The sequence below is a fragment of the Hymenobacter metallicola genome (genome assembly GCF_004745645.1).
Lineage (GTDB): Bacteria > Bacteroidota > Bacteroidia > Cytophagales > Hymenobacteraceae > Hymenobacter > Hymenobacter metallicola.
This window is the reverse complement of record NZ_SRMB01000003.1, coordinates 121,408-138,421: the sequence shown is the minus strand read 5'-3', so window position 1 is coordinate 138,421 and position 17,014 is coordinate 121,408. Positions and strand designations below refer to the sequence as shown.

Below are 17,014 nucleotides of genomic sequence, written 5' to 3'. Positions count from 1 at the left end.
GCTAGGCTGGTTATGCTTCTGTTATGAAAATTGCTATCCTCGGCAAACCTTTTGACGAAAGTACGGTGCCCTTTCTGCAGGCTTTGCTCGACGACCTCGTGGCTCGTCGTACCGAAGTCATTATTGTCGAATCGTTCCGTACCTACCTCGACAACCGGCTGAATCTGCCCGAAGGCATCGGTACGTTTCGCCGCGGCGACTCCCTGCGCGATGTGCAGTTTGTCTTCAGTATCGGTGGCGACGGCACGCTGCTGGACACCGTTACCTACGTCGGCGCCCTGCAAATTCCGATTCTGGGAATCAATACGGGCCGCCTGGGTTTTCTGGCCACCATCACCGTCGAGCGGATTGCGCAGGCCATCGACGCACTGTTCAAAGGGCACTTTGTGCTGGAAGAGCGCAGCCTGATTCGAGTTGATACTGATCCGGAGGTTTTCGATGGTATCAACTTCGGACTCAACGAGTTTTCAATCTTAAAGCGCGACACGTCCTCCATGATTGTCGTGCACACGTATATCGACGGCGAGTACTTGAACTCGTACTGGGCCGACGGCCTGATCGTGGCAACCCCTACCGGCTCGACGGGGTACTCCTTGAGCTGTGGCGGACCAGTAATGTTGCCACAAACCAACAATTTCATCATTGCTCCCGTATGTCCGCACAATCTGAATGTTCGCCCGCTTATCGTCTCCGACCGCAGCGTGATTTCCTTCGAGATTGAAGGCCGAAGCAACAACTTTCTGCTTTCGCTCGATTCTCGCTCGGTAGCCGTCGATGCAGGTATTCAGATTGCCGTTCGCCGCGAGAACTTTGCGGTGCGTCTAGTAAAGCTCAACCATGTTAACTTTCTGACCACGTTACGCAGTAAGTTGAATTGGGGGCTTGACAAGCGTAATCCGGCCGGTATCTTGCTCTAATACATTGACTTTTTCTTGTATTTCTTTTTTAAGTTCCCGGCAACTTCTACTTTTGTCACTAACTGAACTCGTGTCCATACGGATTTAACGACTCACTGACCTTCGCATATCCTTAATCTCGCTCAATATGAAGCAATTCTTCACCCACATCTTGGCTCTGCTGCTAGTGATTTCGCTGGTCGCCACGGAGGCGAGTGCGCAACAGTTTAGTAAGCGGAAGCAGTACAATTCCGTCGGCGTGAGCCTGAACGCCATGAACTACTTTGGTGACGTTGTTCCCAAGGCTAGCATTCCCAGCCTGCGTTTTGCGGCAACCCGCCCCAACATTGGCTTCAACTTCACCCACCGCTTCGCGCCCCGTATCTCGGTTCGGGCTGCTCTGGCCTATGGCCGTATTACGGGTGACGATGAGAAAGCCGCTGACAAGAACGATGCTGATGCTCGTTTCCGCTACCACCGGAACATGAACTTCCGCAACGACATCTTCGAAGCTTCGGCAGTGGGTGTGTTCGACCTGATTGCGAACCGCAACAACTACATCAAGCGCCCGGATTTCGTACCCTACGTATTCGCCGGTATCGGCGTATTCCACCACAACCCCAAAGGGTTGGTGCGTGGCGGTACCATTCCTGCCAGCCTGTCGAGCGGTGATTACGTAGACCTGCAGCCCCTGCGCACAGAAGGCGTAGACTACAGCCTGTGGAACTTCTCGCTGCCTTTCGGTGGTGGTGTTCGCTACAAAATCAACAAAAGCTTTGATATTGGCCTCGAAATCGGCTGGCGCAAGACGTTCAGCGATTATCTGGACGATGTGAGCGGTACCTACGTAGAAGATTCCAAGCTGGGCGGCGACGCTGCTAAGTACTTTGGCCGTGGTATTACCCGTACGGATGATGGTACCTTCAACAACTTCAACGTCCCCGGCGAGATGCGCGGTAAGGGCAATGAAAAAGACTGGTACATCGTTACGGGTGTCAATGTAAACTACATTCTCGCTCCTCGCGTTAAAAGCCCCAAATTCCGATAGCCACTTATCCTGGCTGTCCGTTCACTTACAGCCAGTCTAATGACGCATTCGAATCCCTTGAGAACACTCCTTGTTTGCCTCGTGCAAGCAGGGAGTGTTTTTTTTGCTCTGTCCGCTACTGCTCAAAACACCAGCGAGCTGGGTATCGGAGTTGGTGGTATGGTTTATAAAGGCGAATTGGCCCCTTCGTACCAGTTTCGCAACAACCGGCCGGCGGCCACTGTCTTCTACCGCAAGGATGTGTCTGTGCCCGTAACGTTGCGGGGAAGCCTGTTGTGGGGCCTAGTACGAGCCGATGATGCCAATGTGAAAGGAGTAAACGGCAATACGGCCCCCTTGCCCGCGTATCGGCAAACCAATACTAAGGGCAATATCCTGGAGGCTGCCGCTGCTATCGAGTATAATTTCTTCGACTACCGTAACCGCAAAGAGAAAGTCCACTTCACACCCTACGTGTTTGTAGGGGTAGCCGGCTTTCTGGCCCGCACCCGCACCGTCAGCAATGCCAATATCGAGCAGCTGAAAGAGGAGGGGAGTACCCTGGGAATAGCTATTCCGGCTGGTATTGGTTTCAAGCTGGCCCTGTCGCCACGCTGGAATCTGGGCCTGGAGGCTGGAGCCCGCAAAGCCTTTACCGATGAGCTCGACCACTTGGGAACCCAAAATCCGTTGCTGGTTAATACCCACGACCAGGACTGGTACTTCTATAATGGTTTAAGTGTATCCTACACGTTTTATAAGATCAAGTGCCCCGACTCGTATAAGGCCAATCCGAAGCTGTTGCGCTAGAACTCAGACAAGACCGGACTTAATGCAACCATTTGCGTAACTTGCAGCCTCTTTACGCAAAAAGTACTAATGGCCGCCCGGTCCGAACTAGACACCCAGAATATACCAGCCCATATTGCTGTCATTATGGATGGCAATGGCCGTTGGGCCAAACAGAAAGGCGGACTCCGCATCTTTGGGCACCAAAGTGCTATTACCGCCGTTCGGGATACGGTAGAAGGAGCCGCTGAGCTCGGCGTGCAATACCTGACGCTGTATGCGTTTTCCACCGAAAACTGGGCGCGCCCCAAGCACGAGGTGATGGCCCTGATGCAGCTGCTGGTGCACACGATTCGGCAGGAAACCCCGACGCTGCTGAAAAACAGTATTCGCTTGCAAGCCATTGGGCAGGTTGAAAACCTGCCGGAGTCTTGTCAGCGGGAACTGCGCGAAGCCATGGAGCTGACCAAAGCCGGTACCCGCATGACGCTGGTGCTTGCCTTAAGTTACAGTGGGCGTTGGGATCTAACTCAAGCGGCTAAGCGTTTAGCTGCTGATGTGGTGGCGGGTGTTGTGCAGAACGAAGCAGTGAACGAACAAACTATTGCCGGCTATCTGACCACCGCCGGGATGCCTGATCCAGAATTGCTGATTCGTACTAGTGGAGAGCAGCGCATCAGCAATTTCTTGCTGTGGCAACTAGCCTATACCGAACTCTATATCACGGATGTGTTGTGGCCCGATTTTCGGCGCGACCATCTCTACGACGCCATACAAGCCTACCAGCGCCGGGAGCGGCGCTTCGGTAAAACCAGTGAGCAGCTAACCGTTTCGTAAGTTTTTCGAATGATTTCTTTTCAGAATAAATTTTACCTGCTGCTAACAGCGCTGGCCCTGGCCGGAGCAGCCTCTGCCCCTCAGGCGTGGGCCCAGGCTCCGGTGGCTAACGCGGATGAGCCCAAGCGCTACGAGCTGGGCGGCATCACCGTCAGCGGCGCTTCCTATCTGGATACTAATACGCTTATTGGACTAACAGGTCTGAAAATAGGGGACCCTATCTCTGTTCCTGGCGAAGAAATCGGTAAAGCCATCCGTCGCCTTTGGGACCAAGGTATTCTTGGTGACGTCAGCGTGTCCATCAGCCGCACCGAAGGCTCCAAAATTTACCTTGATTTCAACCTGAAGGAGCGCCCCCGGCTGTCCCAGTTCGAATTTAATGGTATTAGCAAAGGGCAGGCAGATGATCTGAAGAACAAGATCAAGCTGATCCGTGGTAAGGTGGTCACCGACGCGCTGCTGAACAACACCAAAGCGCAGGTTCGGAAATTCTATACCAACAAAGGTTTCCTGGATACCAAGGTCACGATTGTGCAGAAGCCGGATTCGAGCTTGTCAAACAGCGTGGTCTTGAATATTAATGTAGACAAAGGCGACAAAATCCGAATTCGGGATATTGCCTTTGAAGGAAACGAGGCTTTCAGCGACAAAAAGCTGAAGGGCAAGTTGAAGAAGACCAAGGAGCGTAAGGCCTACAAATTCTTGACCTCGGGCAAGTTCCAGAAGACTGAGTATGAAGAGGACAAGCAGAAGCTGCTGGAATTCTACAACTCCCAGGGCTACCGGGACGCTACTATCGTATCGGACACCCTAATTCGGAATGACGAGGGCTTGGCGCTGCGGATCAAAGTAGACGAAGGTCCTAAGTATTTCTTCCGCAACATCACCTGGAGCGGCAATTACCTCTACGATGATAAAATGCTGGCTTCGGTGCTGGCCATCAAAGAAGGTAGTACTTATAGCAAGGAAACGCTTGACAAGCGCCTGAACTACAACCCAACGGGGCAGGATATCACCTCGCTCTACATGAATGACGGCTACCTGTTCTTCAGCATCGAGCCCGTTGAAACCAAAGTAGAGGGCGACTCCATCGACATTGAGATGCGCATCAGCGAAGGCGTGCAGGCTCGGATCAAGGAGATAAATATTGCGGGCAATACCAAAACCAGCGACCATGTACTGCGGCGTGAACTGCAGACCCTGCCCGGCGACAAGTTCAACCGGGAATTGCTGATCCGTTCCCAGCGGCAAATTGCGACGTTGGGTTATTTCGACCCGGAAAAAATCGGGTTGAACCCAGTGCCCAACCCCGCGGAAGGCACAGTTGATATCAACTACACGGTAGTCGAGAAACCTTCCGACCAGATTACGCTGTCGGGGGGCTGGGGTGGCTATGCCGGCTTTATCGGTACCGTCGGGCTGGTATTCAACAACTTCTCGTTGCGCAAGGCCGGCAGCCTACGCAACTGGACGCCCGTTCCCGCCGGTGATGGTCAGCGTCTGGCGCTGAACGTGCAGGCCAACGGCTTGCAGTACCAAGCATACTCCTTCTCCTTCACAGAGCCTTGGTTGGGTGGGCGCAAGCCAAACTCGTTGTCGGTGAGCTTGAACAAGAGCATTCAGCGCGTAGGCACCAGCCTCGACGCCAACTCCGACCAATCGATTAAGGTAAACAGCGCTTCGGTGGGTTTGGGCCGCCGCCTGCGCGTCCCCGACGACTACTTCACGCTGAGCAATTCGCTGTCGATTAGCCAGTACAAGCTGAAGAACTATCCTTACTTCCAGGGCTTCAACAATGGTAATGCGAACAACATTACCTTCAACACGACTCTGGCGCGCAATAGCATTGACAACCCGACTTTTACCCGTCGTGGCTCGTCGCTGTCGTTGAGTGTAAACCTGACGCCGCCGTACTCCATCTTTAAGGGGGCCCACCCTAACGTAAACGAATGGGTTGAATTCCATAAGTGGATGTTCGACGCCTCGTGGTTTACACCCATCGTGGGCAAACTGGTGCTGAATACGCGTGCTCACTTCGGTTTTATTGGCACCTACAACTCAAGCCGCGCTATCGGACCTTTCGAGCGGTTCAAGCTGGGCGGTTCGGGCCTGGGCTACGGCGGTTCTTCCAACTTCCTGGTGGGTACCGAATACGTGGGCCTACGCGGTTACGATGACCCCAACAGTGCTAACTCGGTACAAAATCCGAATTCCAGCGGGGGCGTAGCCTACAATAAATATGTACTGGAAATGCGTTATCCGGTTTCGCTGAACCCGGCGGCTACGGTGTACATCCTGAGCTTCGCTGAAGCAGGCAATGCCTTTGAAACCTACCGCGACTACAACCCTTATAAACTCTACCGTTCGGTAGGGGTGGGCGCCCGGGTATTTATGTCGGCATTCGGTTTGCTTGGCTTCGATTACGGCTACGGCTTCGATTCGGTACCGCGGTACAGCACTACCCAGGCTATTCAAGACAAAGGCCACTTCCACTTCATCATTGGTCAGCAGATTCGCTAATCGTTCGGCAACTGCCTGGCCAGCTACTTTAGCTACTTACCTATGAAAAAGCTGCATTCTTTGCTACTGGGTGCTTTGCTAGTTCTGACGGCTCCGGCCGCCCTGGCCCAGAAGTTTGGCTACGTCGATTCCGAATTCATTATGGGCAAGATGCCTGCTTTTGCCCAGGCCCAGCAGGAACTGAACACGTTATCGGGCACGTGGCAGAAAGAAATTGAGAGCCAGAAAAAGGACCTCGATAAGCTCTACCGGAACTATCAGGCCGAAGAAGTGCTCCTGACCGAGCCGATGAAAAAAAAGCGGCAGGATGAGATTCTGAAGAAGGAGCAGGATGTAAAAGCCTACCAGAACAAAATCTTCGGCTACGAAGGGCAATTGTTCAAAAAGCGGCAGGAACTAACCAAGCCGGTACAGGATCAGGTATTCGAAGCCATTGAGAAAGTGGCCAAGAAAAAGCAGCTGGCCATTGTCTTCGACAAATCGGGCGACTTGACCATGCTGTACACCAACCCAACTCACGACTACACGGAATTTGTCTTGGAAGAATTGGGTTTAGCTTCTGAAGACCGGAACCAGCCCGGGCAGAAAGGGGCCGTTCGTACCGTGACGACGCCTAACACGCCCGCCGGCGACACCGATGCCGCTACGGATACCGATGCTGCACCGGCCAGCAAAACCCGCCAGCCAGCCCGGCCAACAAATACGCGTCCGGCTGGTCGAAAAAATTAACTTTGCCCTTGTAACCCAACTTTTTGAAAGTTTCCCCCTTAATGAACATCATGAACAAAATCCGTCTTGCCTTGGCTGTTGCCGTTCTTACTTTCAGCACGGCCACCTCGGCACTGGCGCAAGCCCCCCTGAAAATCGGTTATACCAGCGTTGAGTACGTGCTAAGCCAGATGCCGGAGAGCCGGCAGATTGAGTCGGACCTGAAAGCGTACAGCTCCCAGCTCGAGGCCCAGCTGAAAAGCAAGTATGCCGACTACCAGACCAAGGCCGAAGCCTATCAAAAGGGTGCATCGACCATGACCGATGTGGTACGGGCTGACAAGGAGAAGGAGTTGACCAACCTGCAGACTTCTATCCAGGAGTTTCAGCGTAGCGCCGACCAGAGCCTGCAGCAGAAGCAGCAGAGCCTGCTGAAGCCCGCTCTGGACAAGCTCCAGAAGACCATTGACCAGGTAGCTGATGAGAATGGCTACACTTACGTCCTGAACTCGGACGGCGCCAGCCCCGTGCTGCTGCACGGCCCTAAAGAAGGCGACATTTCGGACCTCGTGCTGAAGAAAATGGGTGTAACTCCTGGTGCTCCGAAAGCGGCTCCAGCAGCTACTACTCCGGCTGCCACTCCCGCTCCGGCTACTACCCCTGCCAAGACTAAGACGAAAACCAAGAAAGGCTAAGTCCTGCTTGTTTTCTATACCCAGAAAGCCGGAGCATTATGCTCCGGCTTTCTTATTTGCCCTCGATTTTCTTTTGTTTGACCGATGACCACTGTATCTGATTCCCAGTTGCCTGACCCAGACCTGCCCGAGGATGACAATGCGGAAGGTGACGAACTGTATGAACACCACCGCATCCGGGTCGACCGAGGGCAGGAGTTGCTGCGCCTCGATAAGTTTCTGATGAACCGGCTGTCGAATGCTTCCCGAACGAAAATCCAGGACGCCATTCGAGCCGAGGCAGTACAGGTAAACGACAAGGTTGTCAAGTCGAATTATCGTATCAAGCCTTTCGACGTAATTACCATTACGTTGCCCGAGCCGCCGCGCGACGTGAAGGTGGTACCCGAGCCCATGGACCTCGACATCCGGTACGAGGACGAGTCCTTGCTCATCGTGAACAAGCCCGCCGGGCTGGTGGTGCACCCCGCTTTTGGCAATTGGAATGGCACGCTGGTAAACGGGCTGGCTTATCATCTCAGTAATCTGCCTACCGGGCGCAATGGCGAAATCCGCCCCGGGCTGGTACACCGCATTGATAAAGACACCTCCGGGTTATTGGTTATTGGCAAAACCGAGTGGGCTATGACGCATTTGTCCCAGCAGTTTTTCCATCACACCATCGAGCGTACCTACCTGGCGTTGGTCTGGGGTATCCCGAAAGAAGCGGAAGGCACAATACGGGGTCATATCGGGCGCAGTGTGAAGGATCGGAAGGTGCAGGCCGTGTATCCCGAGGGTGACCAGGGAAAGCACGCTGTAACGCACTATAAAGTGCTCAAAACGTTTCGGCACGTGGCTCTGCTGCAATGCAACCTCGAAACGGGCCGCACTCACCAGATTCGGGCCCACATGAAGCACATTGGTCATCCGTTGTTCTCCGATGCTACGTATGGCGGCGACAAGGTGCTCTACGGGCAGCGCACCGGGGCTTATAAGTCGTTTGTCGAAAATGCGTTTGAAGTGATGCCCCGGCAAGCGTTGCACGCCAAGTCTCTAGGCTTTGTGCATCCCGTCACTCACGATACCCTGCAGTTCGAAGCCGAGCTGCCCGCCGATTTTGAAGCAGTCCTGGCAAAGTGGGAGCAATACGCTACCCAGGAAAGCTAACAGCAGCGGCTACCAACAAAAAAGCCTGTCTCAATCGAGACAGGCTTTTTTGTTGCTAAATATGAAGGAGCGCTACTTCTTTTTGGCCGGGGCTTTCGTAGCGGTCTTCGGACGAGTCATGCTGTCAACCACCGACTTGGCATTCTGGTTGTTGGGGTCCAGAGCCAGTACTTGCTGGTAGTAGGGGAGAGCAGCCGTCTTGTCGCCTTTCTGATAGTAATAGTAACCCAGGTAGCTGTTAGCTTCTACCAGGCCTTCCTTGTACTTCGAAGGATCAGCCTTGGTTACTTCTACATATTTCTCATAGTAAGGCTTGGCTAAACCCTGCTTGGAGTCTGGATCCAGGCCGTAGTTGGCCTGAGCGCGCATCAGGTAGCCAGGCGCGTACGTTGGACGGGCTGTCAATACTAAGCCATACAGACTGTCGGCCTGTGCATACTGCTTGTTCATGCTGTAAGCACGAGCCAGCAGAACTTGGTCGGTCAGGGCACCTTGGCCTTTCATTTTAGCCTTGTAAGTGGCAATGGCCATTGGGTAGTTCTTGGCTCCTATGTAGGCCTGCGCCAGGTCATTTTGCAAATCCGCGTTGGTAGGGTCGGCAGCAATAGCTTTTTGCAGCATGGCAACGCCTTGCTCACCCTTACCACCTTTAGCCAGCATTTTGGCATAATACACGTTGTCCTCCTTAATTACTTTTTCGGGAGGAGTCAGCTTCATATACTTGTCCATGGCGGCAATGGCTTCGTCGTTCTTGCCCACCTCATACAAGGAGTAAGCCTGCAGACGGTTCATGGTAATGTTGTTCGGGTCACGAGCCAACACTTTCTGCACTTCGGTCAGGGCTTCGGGATACTTCTTGGTCAGGAAGAGAAAGGAAGCATACTTCGCATCCGTGTCAGACGACTTTTCGGCCAGGCTGGTGTACTTCTGGAAGTTAGAAAGTGCCTGGTCGTATTTGCCGGCATAGAAATAAGTTTCAGCCAGCGCATTGTAGGCCGGGGCATAGTTGGCGTCAAGGCTAATGGCCTTTTCGAAAGCAGTGCGGGCCTCGTTGTAGTTACGTGAACGTACGTTCAGCTGACCTTTACGGTAGTAAGCCAGGACGTTGTTGGCATCAGCCATAACTGCACGGTCGTAGCTGTTCATTGCCTCGCCGCCGCCGTTTTCCTGCTTCAGATAAATGTCGCCTCGGGCAATCATCAGCGCTGGGTCATCTTTCAGCTTATTGGCTTTGTGAGCCATTTCGACGTAGGACAACGCCTTCGATACGTCTTTCACGTTCGACTCGGCGTATGCTTGCGCAATCATGGTGAGCACCTTGGCATCTTTGCCTTTGGTGGCCTTCACGGCATTGTCAAACTGAATTTCGGCTTCGGCAGTCTTTCCCTGAGCCAGGGCCGCGCGGCCAGCTGCTACCATGGTCGTAGCATCTTTCGAGTTCAGCGAAATACGGTTGAAGTAGTACGCGGCCGAGTCAGGCATCTCACGCATCTGGTACAGACGGCCCAGTTCGAAAGACGTTTCATTCGATGCCCCCTGACGCAGCAGAGCCGCGCGGGCTTCATTGTAACGTTCGAGTTCAATCGATTTCTGAGGAGTCGTTTGTGCAAAGGCGGCAGAGCCGGAAACAGACAAGGCAGCGAGGAGCGAGAGCTTCCAGGGCTTGAAGTTCATGAGCGAAAGGTTTGGTGGAAAGCGTTTTTAATGGAAAGACAAACGTTGGGCTAGCGCTTATTCGTATCAATGATACGCATCTGGCCCGTGGCAGGTACTAAGCCAGACTTAAGTACAATGAGCTGGCCTTTGTTACCTGCAGCAAAAGATGCAAAACCGGTGCCAAGCCCAGCCCGGGCCTCCCGGCTAATTAAATACACCTCACGGCGCAACGGGTAGGTTTTCAGGGCAAGATAAGCTTGATAAGGCTGCAAGTAATCATCGGAGCTTTGCGGGTTGGGTTGAGCACTGATGCCCACGATCCGTACTTTTTTCAAAAATCCCTGCACCTCCGCATCGTCTCGGTCACTAATCCAGTTTACTCCGATGATGCCGATAGCATTAGGATGAGTAGCAACGTAATCCAATAAAGCAGGGTTCGATTTAGCTGCGAAAACGCGCTTAGTCAGGGCGCTGCCTCGCGTTAGGGAATCCTGTACGTAACGCGTCGTACTGGAATGGTTGGTGTCAAAAACTACGTTGATGCTCCCCAATCCCTGTTTTCCGCTTACCTGCGCCCATTCCTGCGTTTTGCCAGTAAAGATGTCGCGCAGCTTACTTACCGTAAGCAAGGAATCGGGGTTGCTCGGATGCACTACAATGGCTAGCCCATCGGTTGCAAGCCGGGCAGTGCGGGGTACAATTTTCAGGCGATCAAACTCAGCTTGCTCGGTAGCGTTCAGCTGCCGGGATACTACGGCTACTCGAATCTTGTTGGCCAACAGATCCTGCATGACCTCTTCCTCCGGCTTGTAGGTCGCGGTTATACGGGCCGACGGGTAGAGCTTCTGAAATGTGTCGATCTGTGACTTCAGGATAGGCTCGAACGTTTCGTCAACGCTGATGCTGATGGCGCCGCTGGTGGGGGTGTCCGTGAAGTTTTCAACCGGGCCGTTATACTGGTTGCAGCCAGCCAGCAATAAACCACCTAGAGCAAATGCCGAGCCTATTGCTTTGATATTAACGCGCGTCATGGGTTTTGTTTCGTTGGAAGTGCTGGCGATAGGTGCGAGCAAATCTAAGAATTCCGTAAATGATGAAGACCGCGCCTAAAATTCGGCGCGTGGTGGTGGGCAACGCAAATATATTTGCCTGGGGCAGCCACATCATAATACCCAAACAGGTATAGATAGTGGCCATAGCCAGGGTAAAGTACTGTACGAGCCGCTGAGGCGACTTCTGATTCAGGCGCTCGTCAGTAGTTGAATTGTTCAGCATAGATGATTCAAAAAGAGAGTTCTGTGCCTAGAACATAAAAACAGGCCTTTCCCGTTCGATTCAGGCACTTGCATCCCACAAAAGCACGTAGTGGCCCCCGCAAAAAAAGCCAAAAATCAGCCGGTATAACGTATACCGGCTGATTTTTGGCTATATATAGAATGATAAATTGACTAAGAGCCTAAAGATGAGGCTTTCACGCCTTTCTCTTCGGAGCATGAAGCGTTACTCATACTGGAACGTAATGGGCAGGGTGTAGCGTACGGCTACTGGTCGGCTGTTCTGGCGGCCGGGCGTCCAGGCGGGCATTTTACCAACTACACGGGCTGCCTCTTCATCAGTGCCATAGCCTAAGCCTTTCACGACCTGAACATCGGAGATGCTGCCATCGGCCTGCACTGTGAAAGAGACAAATACCTTACCCGATACGGCATTAGCCAGGGCCTGCCGCGGAAAACGCAGATTCCGCTGCATGTACTGTTGCAGTGCTTTTTGCCCACCAGCAAATTCTGGCATTACCTCGGCGTATTCAAAGGGTTTAGCCGGTGCTGCTGGCGTTACAGCCCCAGAGTCATTACCCGTCTTAGCGCCACCGATAACTCCTGTAACCGAACCTCCCACGGTGCTACCTGGCTGGGTCTCCGTCAGCACATTGTCATTGACTTGGGTCACCTCGGTGGTCGGAACCGGCTTAGTCACTTCGTCATCCTTCACCACTTTGGTAGGAATATCATTGCGGGGAGTGACCACCACGGGAGCCGGGGGCGCTACTGTAGCCGTGGGAGTTTCAATTTTCTGTTTGGGCAGCACTATCTCTGTCAACACAACCGCATCATCATCGTGCGTAGTATTCAAAGATGGTAAAGTTACCGAGGGCCACAGGCGCTGAACAACCATCGGGATGCTGACCAGCAGCAGGCACAGGGCCACGGTGATAGCCAAGGCACGGGCCAGGTGGCGGTTGTAGAGCTGGCGCAGGACGAAGGCGCCATACGCTTTGTTGCGGCCTTCAAAGACAATTTCGTCGAAGGAGGCGGTGTGCAGGTTGGTGGTGTTCATGGGACATATGGGCTAAAGGTGAAACGGTATTCACTGGCACGCATTACCCAAGCCATTTGTCTCACTGGGCCTTCTTCATCTTCCTGGCTTTCAATGCTAAAACGAGGTATCCCTATCGAAAAGTATGCGGCTAGCCGAATTCTTTTTACACGAAAAAGCCCGAACCGAGCAGTTGCTCGATTCGGGCTTTTAGAGTCCTTCGGCCGAAGCTGAAAAGACAGTGTACTACTTGATAGCGAAGGTTACCGGAACCGTGTACGAAACACTTACCGGACGGCCGTTCTGCTTACCAGGCGTCCAGGCGGGCATGGCCTTGATAACGCGAACTGCTTCTTCGTCGCAGCCGGCACCGATGCCTTTGGTAACTTTCACATCCGTGATACCGCCCGTTGGGCCTACCACGAAGCTGATGAATACCTTGCCTTCTACCTGGTTGCGCAGGGCCAGGGCGGGGTACTTAATGGTTTTGCCCAGGTAAGAGAGCAATCCTTCCATACCGCCGGGAGGAGTAGGCATCTGTTCTACATACGTGTAGACCTTATTCTCTACTACCTCTTCTACTACCTTGTTGCCTTCGTCGCCCAGACCGGTAAGGTCAGCGGGGTTGTCGGTGTTACCTTTTACGGTTTCGGTAGCAATGACCTTGTCCTCCAGTTCTTCCTGATCCGGAATCTTCTCCTCTTTTACTACCTCTTCGTCCTTTTTAACAACGGGAGGAGTAAACTTAATCGTGGAGAGCTTCGGTGGCGGGGGTGGTGGCGCCTCGGGTGGCGGCGGTGGTGGTGGCGGCTTGGTGTCGTCCAGTGGCGGTGCCTCCATCAGCTCGTTCACCTTGAGCATCTTATCATCCTTGACCACCTCGTCCTTGGCAAACATCCGCGCGATGAGCGGGAAGCTTACCAAAAGAGCCAGAAGGGCAACGGCGATGAGAAGAGCGCGGGTAACGTGCTTGTTGTACAACCGCCGGAGCACATAAGCTCCGTAAGCCTTGTTGCGGCCTTCAAAGACGATGTCGTTGAAAGACGCTTGGCTCAATTGCGTGTTATCCATCATAGCCCTGAAGTTTTAATCAGGTCCTCATCAGCCTTCGAGATGTCAACCAGCGCGTACTTCTTCTGGTCGGTAATGTTCATCTCGTCGAGGATGTCAACCATGTTCTTGTAATTGGACTTGTCAACGGGCTTGATCAGCACAACTACTTCGGGGTTGGCCTGACGACGCTGCAACAGCGTTTTACGAATGCCATCGGCGCCGTAGCTCGATGCTACCAGCTCAGGCTTCACGTTGTCGGCCAGCAAACCGTCGTAGTAAAAGATCTTGTTGTTCTCGCCCAGCAGTACCGTGAAAGCATTCGAGGCTTTAATCTCAGATTGCTCCTTAGGGTCCTTCGGCTTGACCGGCATGTTTAGCTGCATCACGGTCGGCTTGCTGAAGGTTGTGGTCAGCATGAAGAAGGTTAGGAGCAAAAAGGCCAAGTCCACCATCGGTGTCATGTCGATTTTGGTCGACATTTTCTTGGCCCGCTTCTTCCCTCCTTTACCGGAGTCGGCTTGTTGTTGTATTTCTGCCATTTCTCTGCGTCGGTTATTTCCCGGCTACCGGCTTGGATTCCAAGTCAGTAATCAGGTTGAAACGGTTGATGTTCTTATCCTGCAGCAGTTGGATGACTTTCTTCACGGTTGGTACGTCCGCGTTACCGTCGCCTTTAATAGCAATGTAAGCGGGCTTACCGAACTCCTTGCGGCTGGCGGCCTGCGCTTCTACCACCCAGTCGATAAACTGGTTGTTCAAGGAGTCGGCAGGGATGCCGGGCTGCTTGATGGCTTTGCGCTGCTCGTTGTCGCGGCTCAGGAAGTCGGGGAGCTGTTGTACCGGTACGCCAAAGCTTGACAAGTTGGAGAAGGTCTTCGCCTGAGCAGCCGTGAAGCTTACTCCGTACTTAGCACCTACCCGGGTCAACAGGTCCAGCTTGGGTTTGGCATCATCCATCCCGAAGAACACCCGCTTGTCCTTGTCCACCGAAATGGTGATAACATGGCTTTCCGGCAGGCGAATTTCGGAAGTAGATGAGGGCGTATCCACCACCACAGCTTCCTCGGGAGCAAACTTGGTGGTGAGCATGAAGAAGGTCACCAGCAGGAATGCCAAGTCCACCATCGGAGTCATATCCAACGAAGGGGACGTTCTATGAGGTTTTACTTTTGGCATTGCGAGCGTGGTTAAAGAGCTTTATTCAGAAACGTTTAGAAACGCTGCTTTAGTGCGTAAACCGCAGACTAAGCAGTATAAGTTTCTTTTTCGCCGTGCTGCGAAGCAAACGTCTGGATAATGCTGAAACCAGCTTCGTCGATGCTGTAGGTCAGCTCGTCAATCTTGCTGGTGAAGAAGTTGTAGGCGATGATGGCCAGGGCCGAGGTCAAGATACCCAGAGCCGTGTTGATCAGAGCTTCCGAAATACCGTTGGCCAGACCTACGGCGTCAGGAGCACCGGCGTTAGCAAGAGCCGAGAAGGCGTTGATCATACCGAATACCGTACCGAGCAGACCAATCAGGGTAGCTACCGAAGCAATAGTCGACAGGATAACGAGGTTCTTTTCCAGCATGGGCAGTTCCAGAGCCGTCGATTCCTCGATTTCCTTCTGGATAGCAGCAATTTTGGAGTCCTTGTCGAGGCTACGCTCACGGGCCATCTCCTGGTACTTGCCCAGGCCGGCCTTCACTACGCTAGCTACCGAGCCTTTCTGCTGGTCGCAAGCAGCAATGGCGCCGGTGATGTCGTTTACGTTCAGCTTCTGGCGCACGTTGCGTACGAAAGCTTCAATGCTCTTGCTGCCTTTCGCTTTGCTGATGGTCAGGAAACGCTCGATCGAGAAGGTAATTACCAACAGGAACAAGGTCAGCAGGATGGGTACGATGACACCACCCTTGTAAATGATGCCGAGGTAGTTACCGGGCAGGGGGTTATTCTCAGGATTACCGCCCTGGAAGTTGGCGGGGCTACCAAAAACGAATTTGTAGATGATAATCGATACGATCAACGCCAGTGGAATCACGATGGCGGCAAACGCGGAACCGCCTTTCGCTTCACCCTTGGGAGCAGCGGGAGCGGCGGGCCGCACGTTTTTATTCATGGCATTCTTTTGTTCCATTGTTCCGGAGAATTAGTGGGTTGGTGGTGAAAGGTTGAACTTGAAGGTGAAAAAGTGAAGAAATTAAACTGGAATACCCTGAAGACAGCAGCGCCCCGCTCACCCGCACACTAGGTTCGTTCTGAGAACGGAAAGTGTGGGTCTGCTCGTGCGCGGGGCCGTTAGGAAATCGGGGTATCCTTGGCAAACCTAAATAAAAACCGACGTGCTGCCAAATGGAAAATGCGTTTAAACGCTTTAAAACGGGTAGGGCCTTGAAAAAAGGCTATTTCTGCTCTTCGTTTTGTTGCTGATTTAAGTTGAGTTTTTTCGCTCGCTCCCAGTAAGTATCCATTTGAGTCAAGGTCAAATCGGCTAAACGGTGCCCCTCCCGGGCTGACTCCGTTTCCAGGTATTGGAAGCGCTGAATGAACTTTCGATTAGTGCGTTCCAAGGCTTCCTCCGGGTTGATACCGGCAAACCGGGCAAAATTGACCAACGAAAAAAGTAGGTCGCCAAATTCGGCGGCGGCCCGCTCCGGATTTCGTTGCTCGGGGTCAGTGTGTGCGTACTCAACCCCGAATTCTCCTAACTCTTCCTGAACCTTCTCCCAAACCTGCTCCGGCTTTTCCCAGTCGAAGCCGGCACCCCGGGCTTTTTCCTGAATGCGCATGGCCTTCACCAAGGCCGGTAGTGAGGTAGGAACGCCGCCAAGCACCGAGGAGTTGCCTTTTTCCTTCAGTTTTAGCTGTTCCCAGTTGCGCTTAACGTCCTCTTCGTTGTTGACGGTGGTGTCGCCATAGATGTGAGGATGACGAAAAATGAGTTTTTCACACTGGGCATCGAGCACATCGGCAATATCAAAATGGCCCGTTTCCGAGGCTATTTTGGCGTAGAACGTGAGGTGCAGCATCACGTCGCCAAGCTCTTTCTTGACATCTGCAAGGTCATCCCGCAAAATGGCATCGGAGAGTTCGTACGTTTCTTCGATCGTAAGATGACGTAAACTCTGCATGGTTTGTTTCCGGTCCCAGGGACATTCGGCCCGCAGGCGGTCCAGCACGTCCAGCAGGCGCCCAAAGGCGGCGAGCTGCTCGGTGCGGCGGTTAGGGAGAGGGTGTTGTGTTTCCATTCGGTCAAATATACGGTGCCCAACCCGGGCTGGCTATACGTATGTACTGGCGGCGACGCACACGCTGTACGCAGGAATCGGAAATACTTTCGTAGAAAAGCAGGGTCATTTCTCTACTTTTGCACCTCAAAACAAACATTGCT

16 protein-coding genes are annotated in these 17,014 nt (G+C 53.1%); 8 read left to right on the top strand and 8 right to left on the bottom strand.

Features of this window, described 5'->3' with window-relative positions; translation table 11 throughout:
• Window positions 1-23 precede the first annotated feature (23 nt).
• From E5K02_RS15825 to E5K02_RS15790, 8 genes are all read left to right on the top strand, one after another.
• Window positions 24-917 carry an NAD kinase gene (locus E5K02_RS15825; RefSeq protein WP_135396188.1) on the top strand — a complete coding sequence of 298 codons (894 nt, stop codon included), beginning with the start codon at window positions 24-26 and terminating at the stop codon, window positions 915-917.
• A gap of 127 nt (window positions 918-1,044) precedes the next feature.
• Window positions 1,045-1,944, top strand: a complete 900-nt coding sequence (locus E5K02_RS15820) for a DUF6089 family protein (RefSeq protein WP_135396187.1) — start codon at window positions 1,045-1,047, stop codon at window positions 1,942-1,944.
• Between the two features lie 39 nt (window positions 1,945-1,983).
• A complete protein-coding gene (gene porG / locus E5K02_RS15815) occupies window positions 1,984-2,733 on the top strand; it encodes a type IX secretion system protein PorG (RefSeq protein ID WP_135396186.1) in 750 nt (249 codons plus the stop codon).
• Between the two features lie 69 nt (window positions 2,734-2,802).
• A complete protein-coding gene (locus E5K02_RS15810) occupies window positions 2,803-3,549 on the top strand; it encodes an isoprenyl transferase (protein WP_135396185.1) in 747 nt (248 codons plus the stop codon).
• A 9-nt stretch (window positions 3,550-3,558) separates the two neighbouring features.
• Window positions 3,559-6,069 carry an outer membrane protein assembly factor BamA gene (gene bamA, locus E5K02_RS15805; RefSeq protein WP_135396184.1) on the top strand — a complete coding sequence of 837 codons (2,511 nt, stop codon included), beginning with the start codon at window positions 3,559-3,561 and terminating at the stop codon, window positions 6,067-6,069.
• 42 nt (window positions 6,070-6,111) lie between these two features.
• On the top strand, window positions 6,112-6,798 hold the full coding sequence (locus tag E5K02_RS15800; RefSeq protein ID WP_135396183.1) for an OmpH family outer membrane protein: 687 nt from the start codon (window positions 6,112-6,114) through the stop codon (window positions 6,796-6,798).
• 50 nt (window positions 6,799-6,848) lie between these two features.
• Window positions 6,849-7,472 carry an OmpH family outer membrane protein gene (locus E5K02_RS15795; protein ID WP_240737312.1) on the top strand — a complete coding sequence of 208 codons (624 nt, stop codon included), beginning with the start codon at window positions 6,849-6,851 and terminating at the stop codon, window positions 7,470-7,472.
• An 84-nt stretch (window positions 7,473-7,556) separates the two neighbouring features.
• Window positions 7,557-8,621: an RluA family pseudouridine synthase gene (locus E5K02_RS15790; protein WP_135396182.1), complete on the top strand. Its 1,065-nt coding sequence runs from the start codon at window positions 7,557-7,559 to the stop codon at window positions 8,619-8,621.
• 72 nt (window positions 8,622-8,693) lie between these two features.
• On the opposite strand, the gene E5K02_RS15785 is transcribed toward E5K02_RS15790, so the two are convergent.
• The 8 genes from E5K02_RS15785 to mazG all read right to left on the bottom strand — a co-directional run bounded on the left by E5K02_RS15785 (window position 8,694) and on the right by mazG (window position 16,871).
• Complete coding sequence (locus E5K02_RS15785; RefSeq protein ID WP_135396181.1) at window positions 8,694-10,295, bottom strand: tetratricopeptide repeat protein; 1,602 nt, start codon at window positions 10,293-10,295, stop codon at window positions 8,694-8,696.
• Between the two features lie 50 nt (window positions 10,296-10,345).
• Entirely contained in the window at window positions 10,346-11,350 is a 1,005-nt protein-coding gene (locus E5K02_RS15780; protein WP_240737310.1) for a PstS family phosphate ABC transporter substrate-binding protein, read from the bottom strand.
• A gap of 427 nt (window positions 11,351-11,777) precedes the next feature.
• A complete protein-coding gene (locus E5K02_RS15775) occupies window positions 11,778-12,611 on the bottom strand; it encodes an energy transducer TonB (RefSeq protein WP_135396180.1) in 834 nt (277 codons plus the stop codon).
• Window positions 12,612-12,836: 225 nt separating this feature from the next.
• Entirely contained in the window at window positions 12,837-13,664 is an 828-nt protein-coding gene (locus E5K02_RS15770) for an energy transducer TonB (RefSeq protein ID WP_240737307.1), read from the bottom strand.
• Entirely contained in the window at window positions 13,661-14,182 is a 522-nt protein-coding gene (locus tag E5K02_RS15765; protein WP_135396179.1) for an ExbD/TolR family protein, read from the bottom strand. The genes E5K02_RS15770 and E5K02_RS15765 overlap by 4 nt, the downstream gene beginning before the upstream one ends.
• A 13-nt stretch (window positions 14,183-14,195) precedes the next feature.
• Complete coding sequence (locus E5K02_RS15760; RefSeq protein ID WP_135396178.1) at window positions 14,196-14,819, bottom strand: ExbD/TolR family protein; 624 nt, start codon at window positions 14,817-14,819, stop codon at window positions 14,196-14,198.
• Window positions 14,820-14,887: 68 nt separating this feature from the next.
• The gene (locus tag E5K02_RS15755; RefSeq protein ID WP_206025974.1) at window positions 14,888-15,760 is read right to left on the bottom strand and encodes a MotA/TolQ/ExbB proton channel family protein; all 873 of its coding nucleotides are present in this window, start codon (window positions 15,758-15,760) and stop codon (window positions 14,888-14,890) included.
• Between the two features lie 265 nt (window positions 15,761-16,025).
• The gene (mazG, locus tag E5K02_RS15750) at window positions 16,026-16,871 is read right to left on the bottom strand and encodes a nucleoside triphosphate pyrophosphohydrolase (protein ID WP_135396177.1); all 846 of its coding nucleotides are present in this window, start codon (window positions 16,869-16,871) and stop codon (window positions 16,026-16,028) included.
• Window positions 16,872-17,014 lie beyond the last annotated feature (143 nt).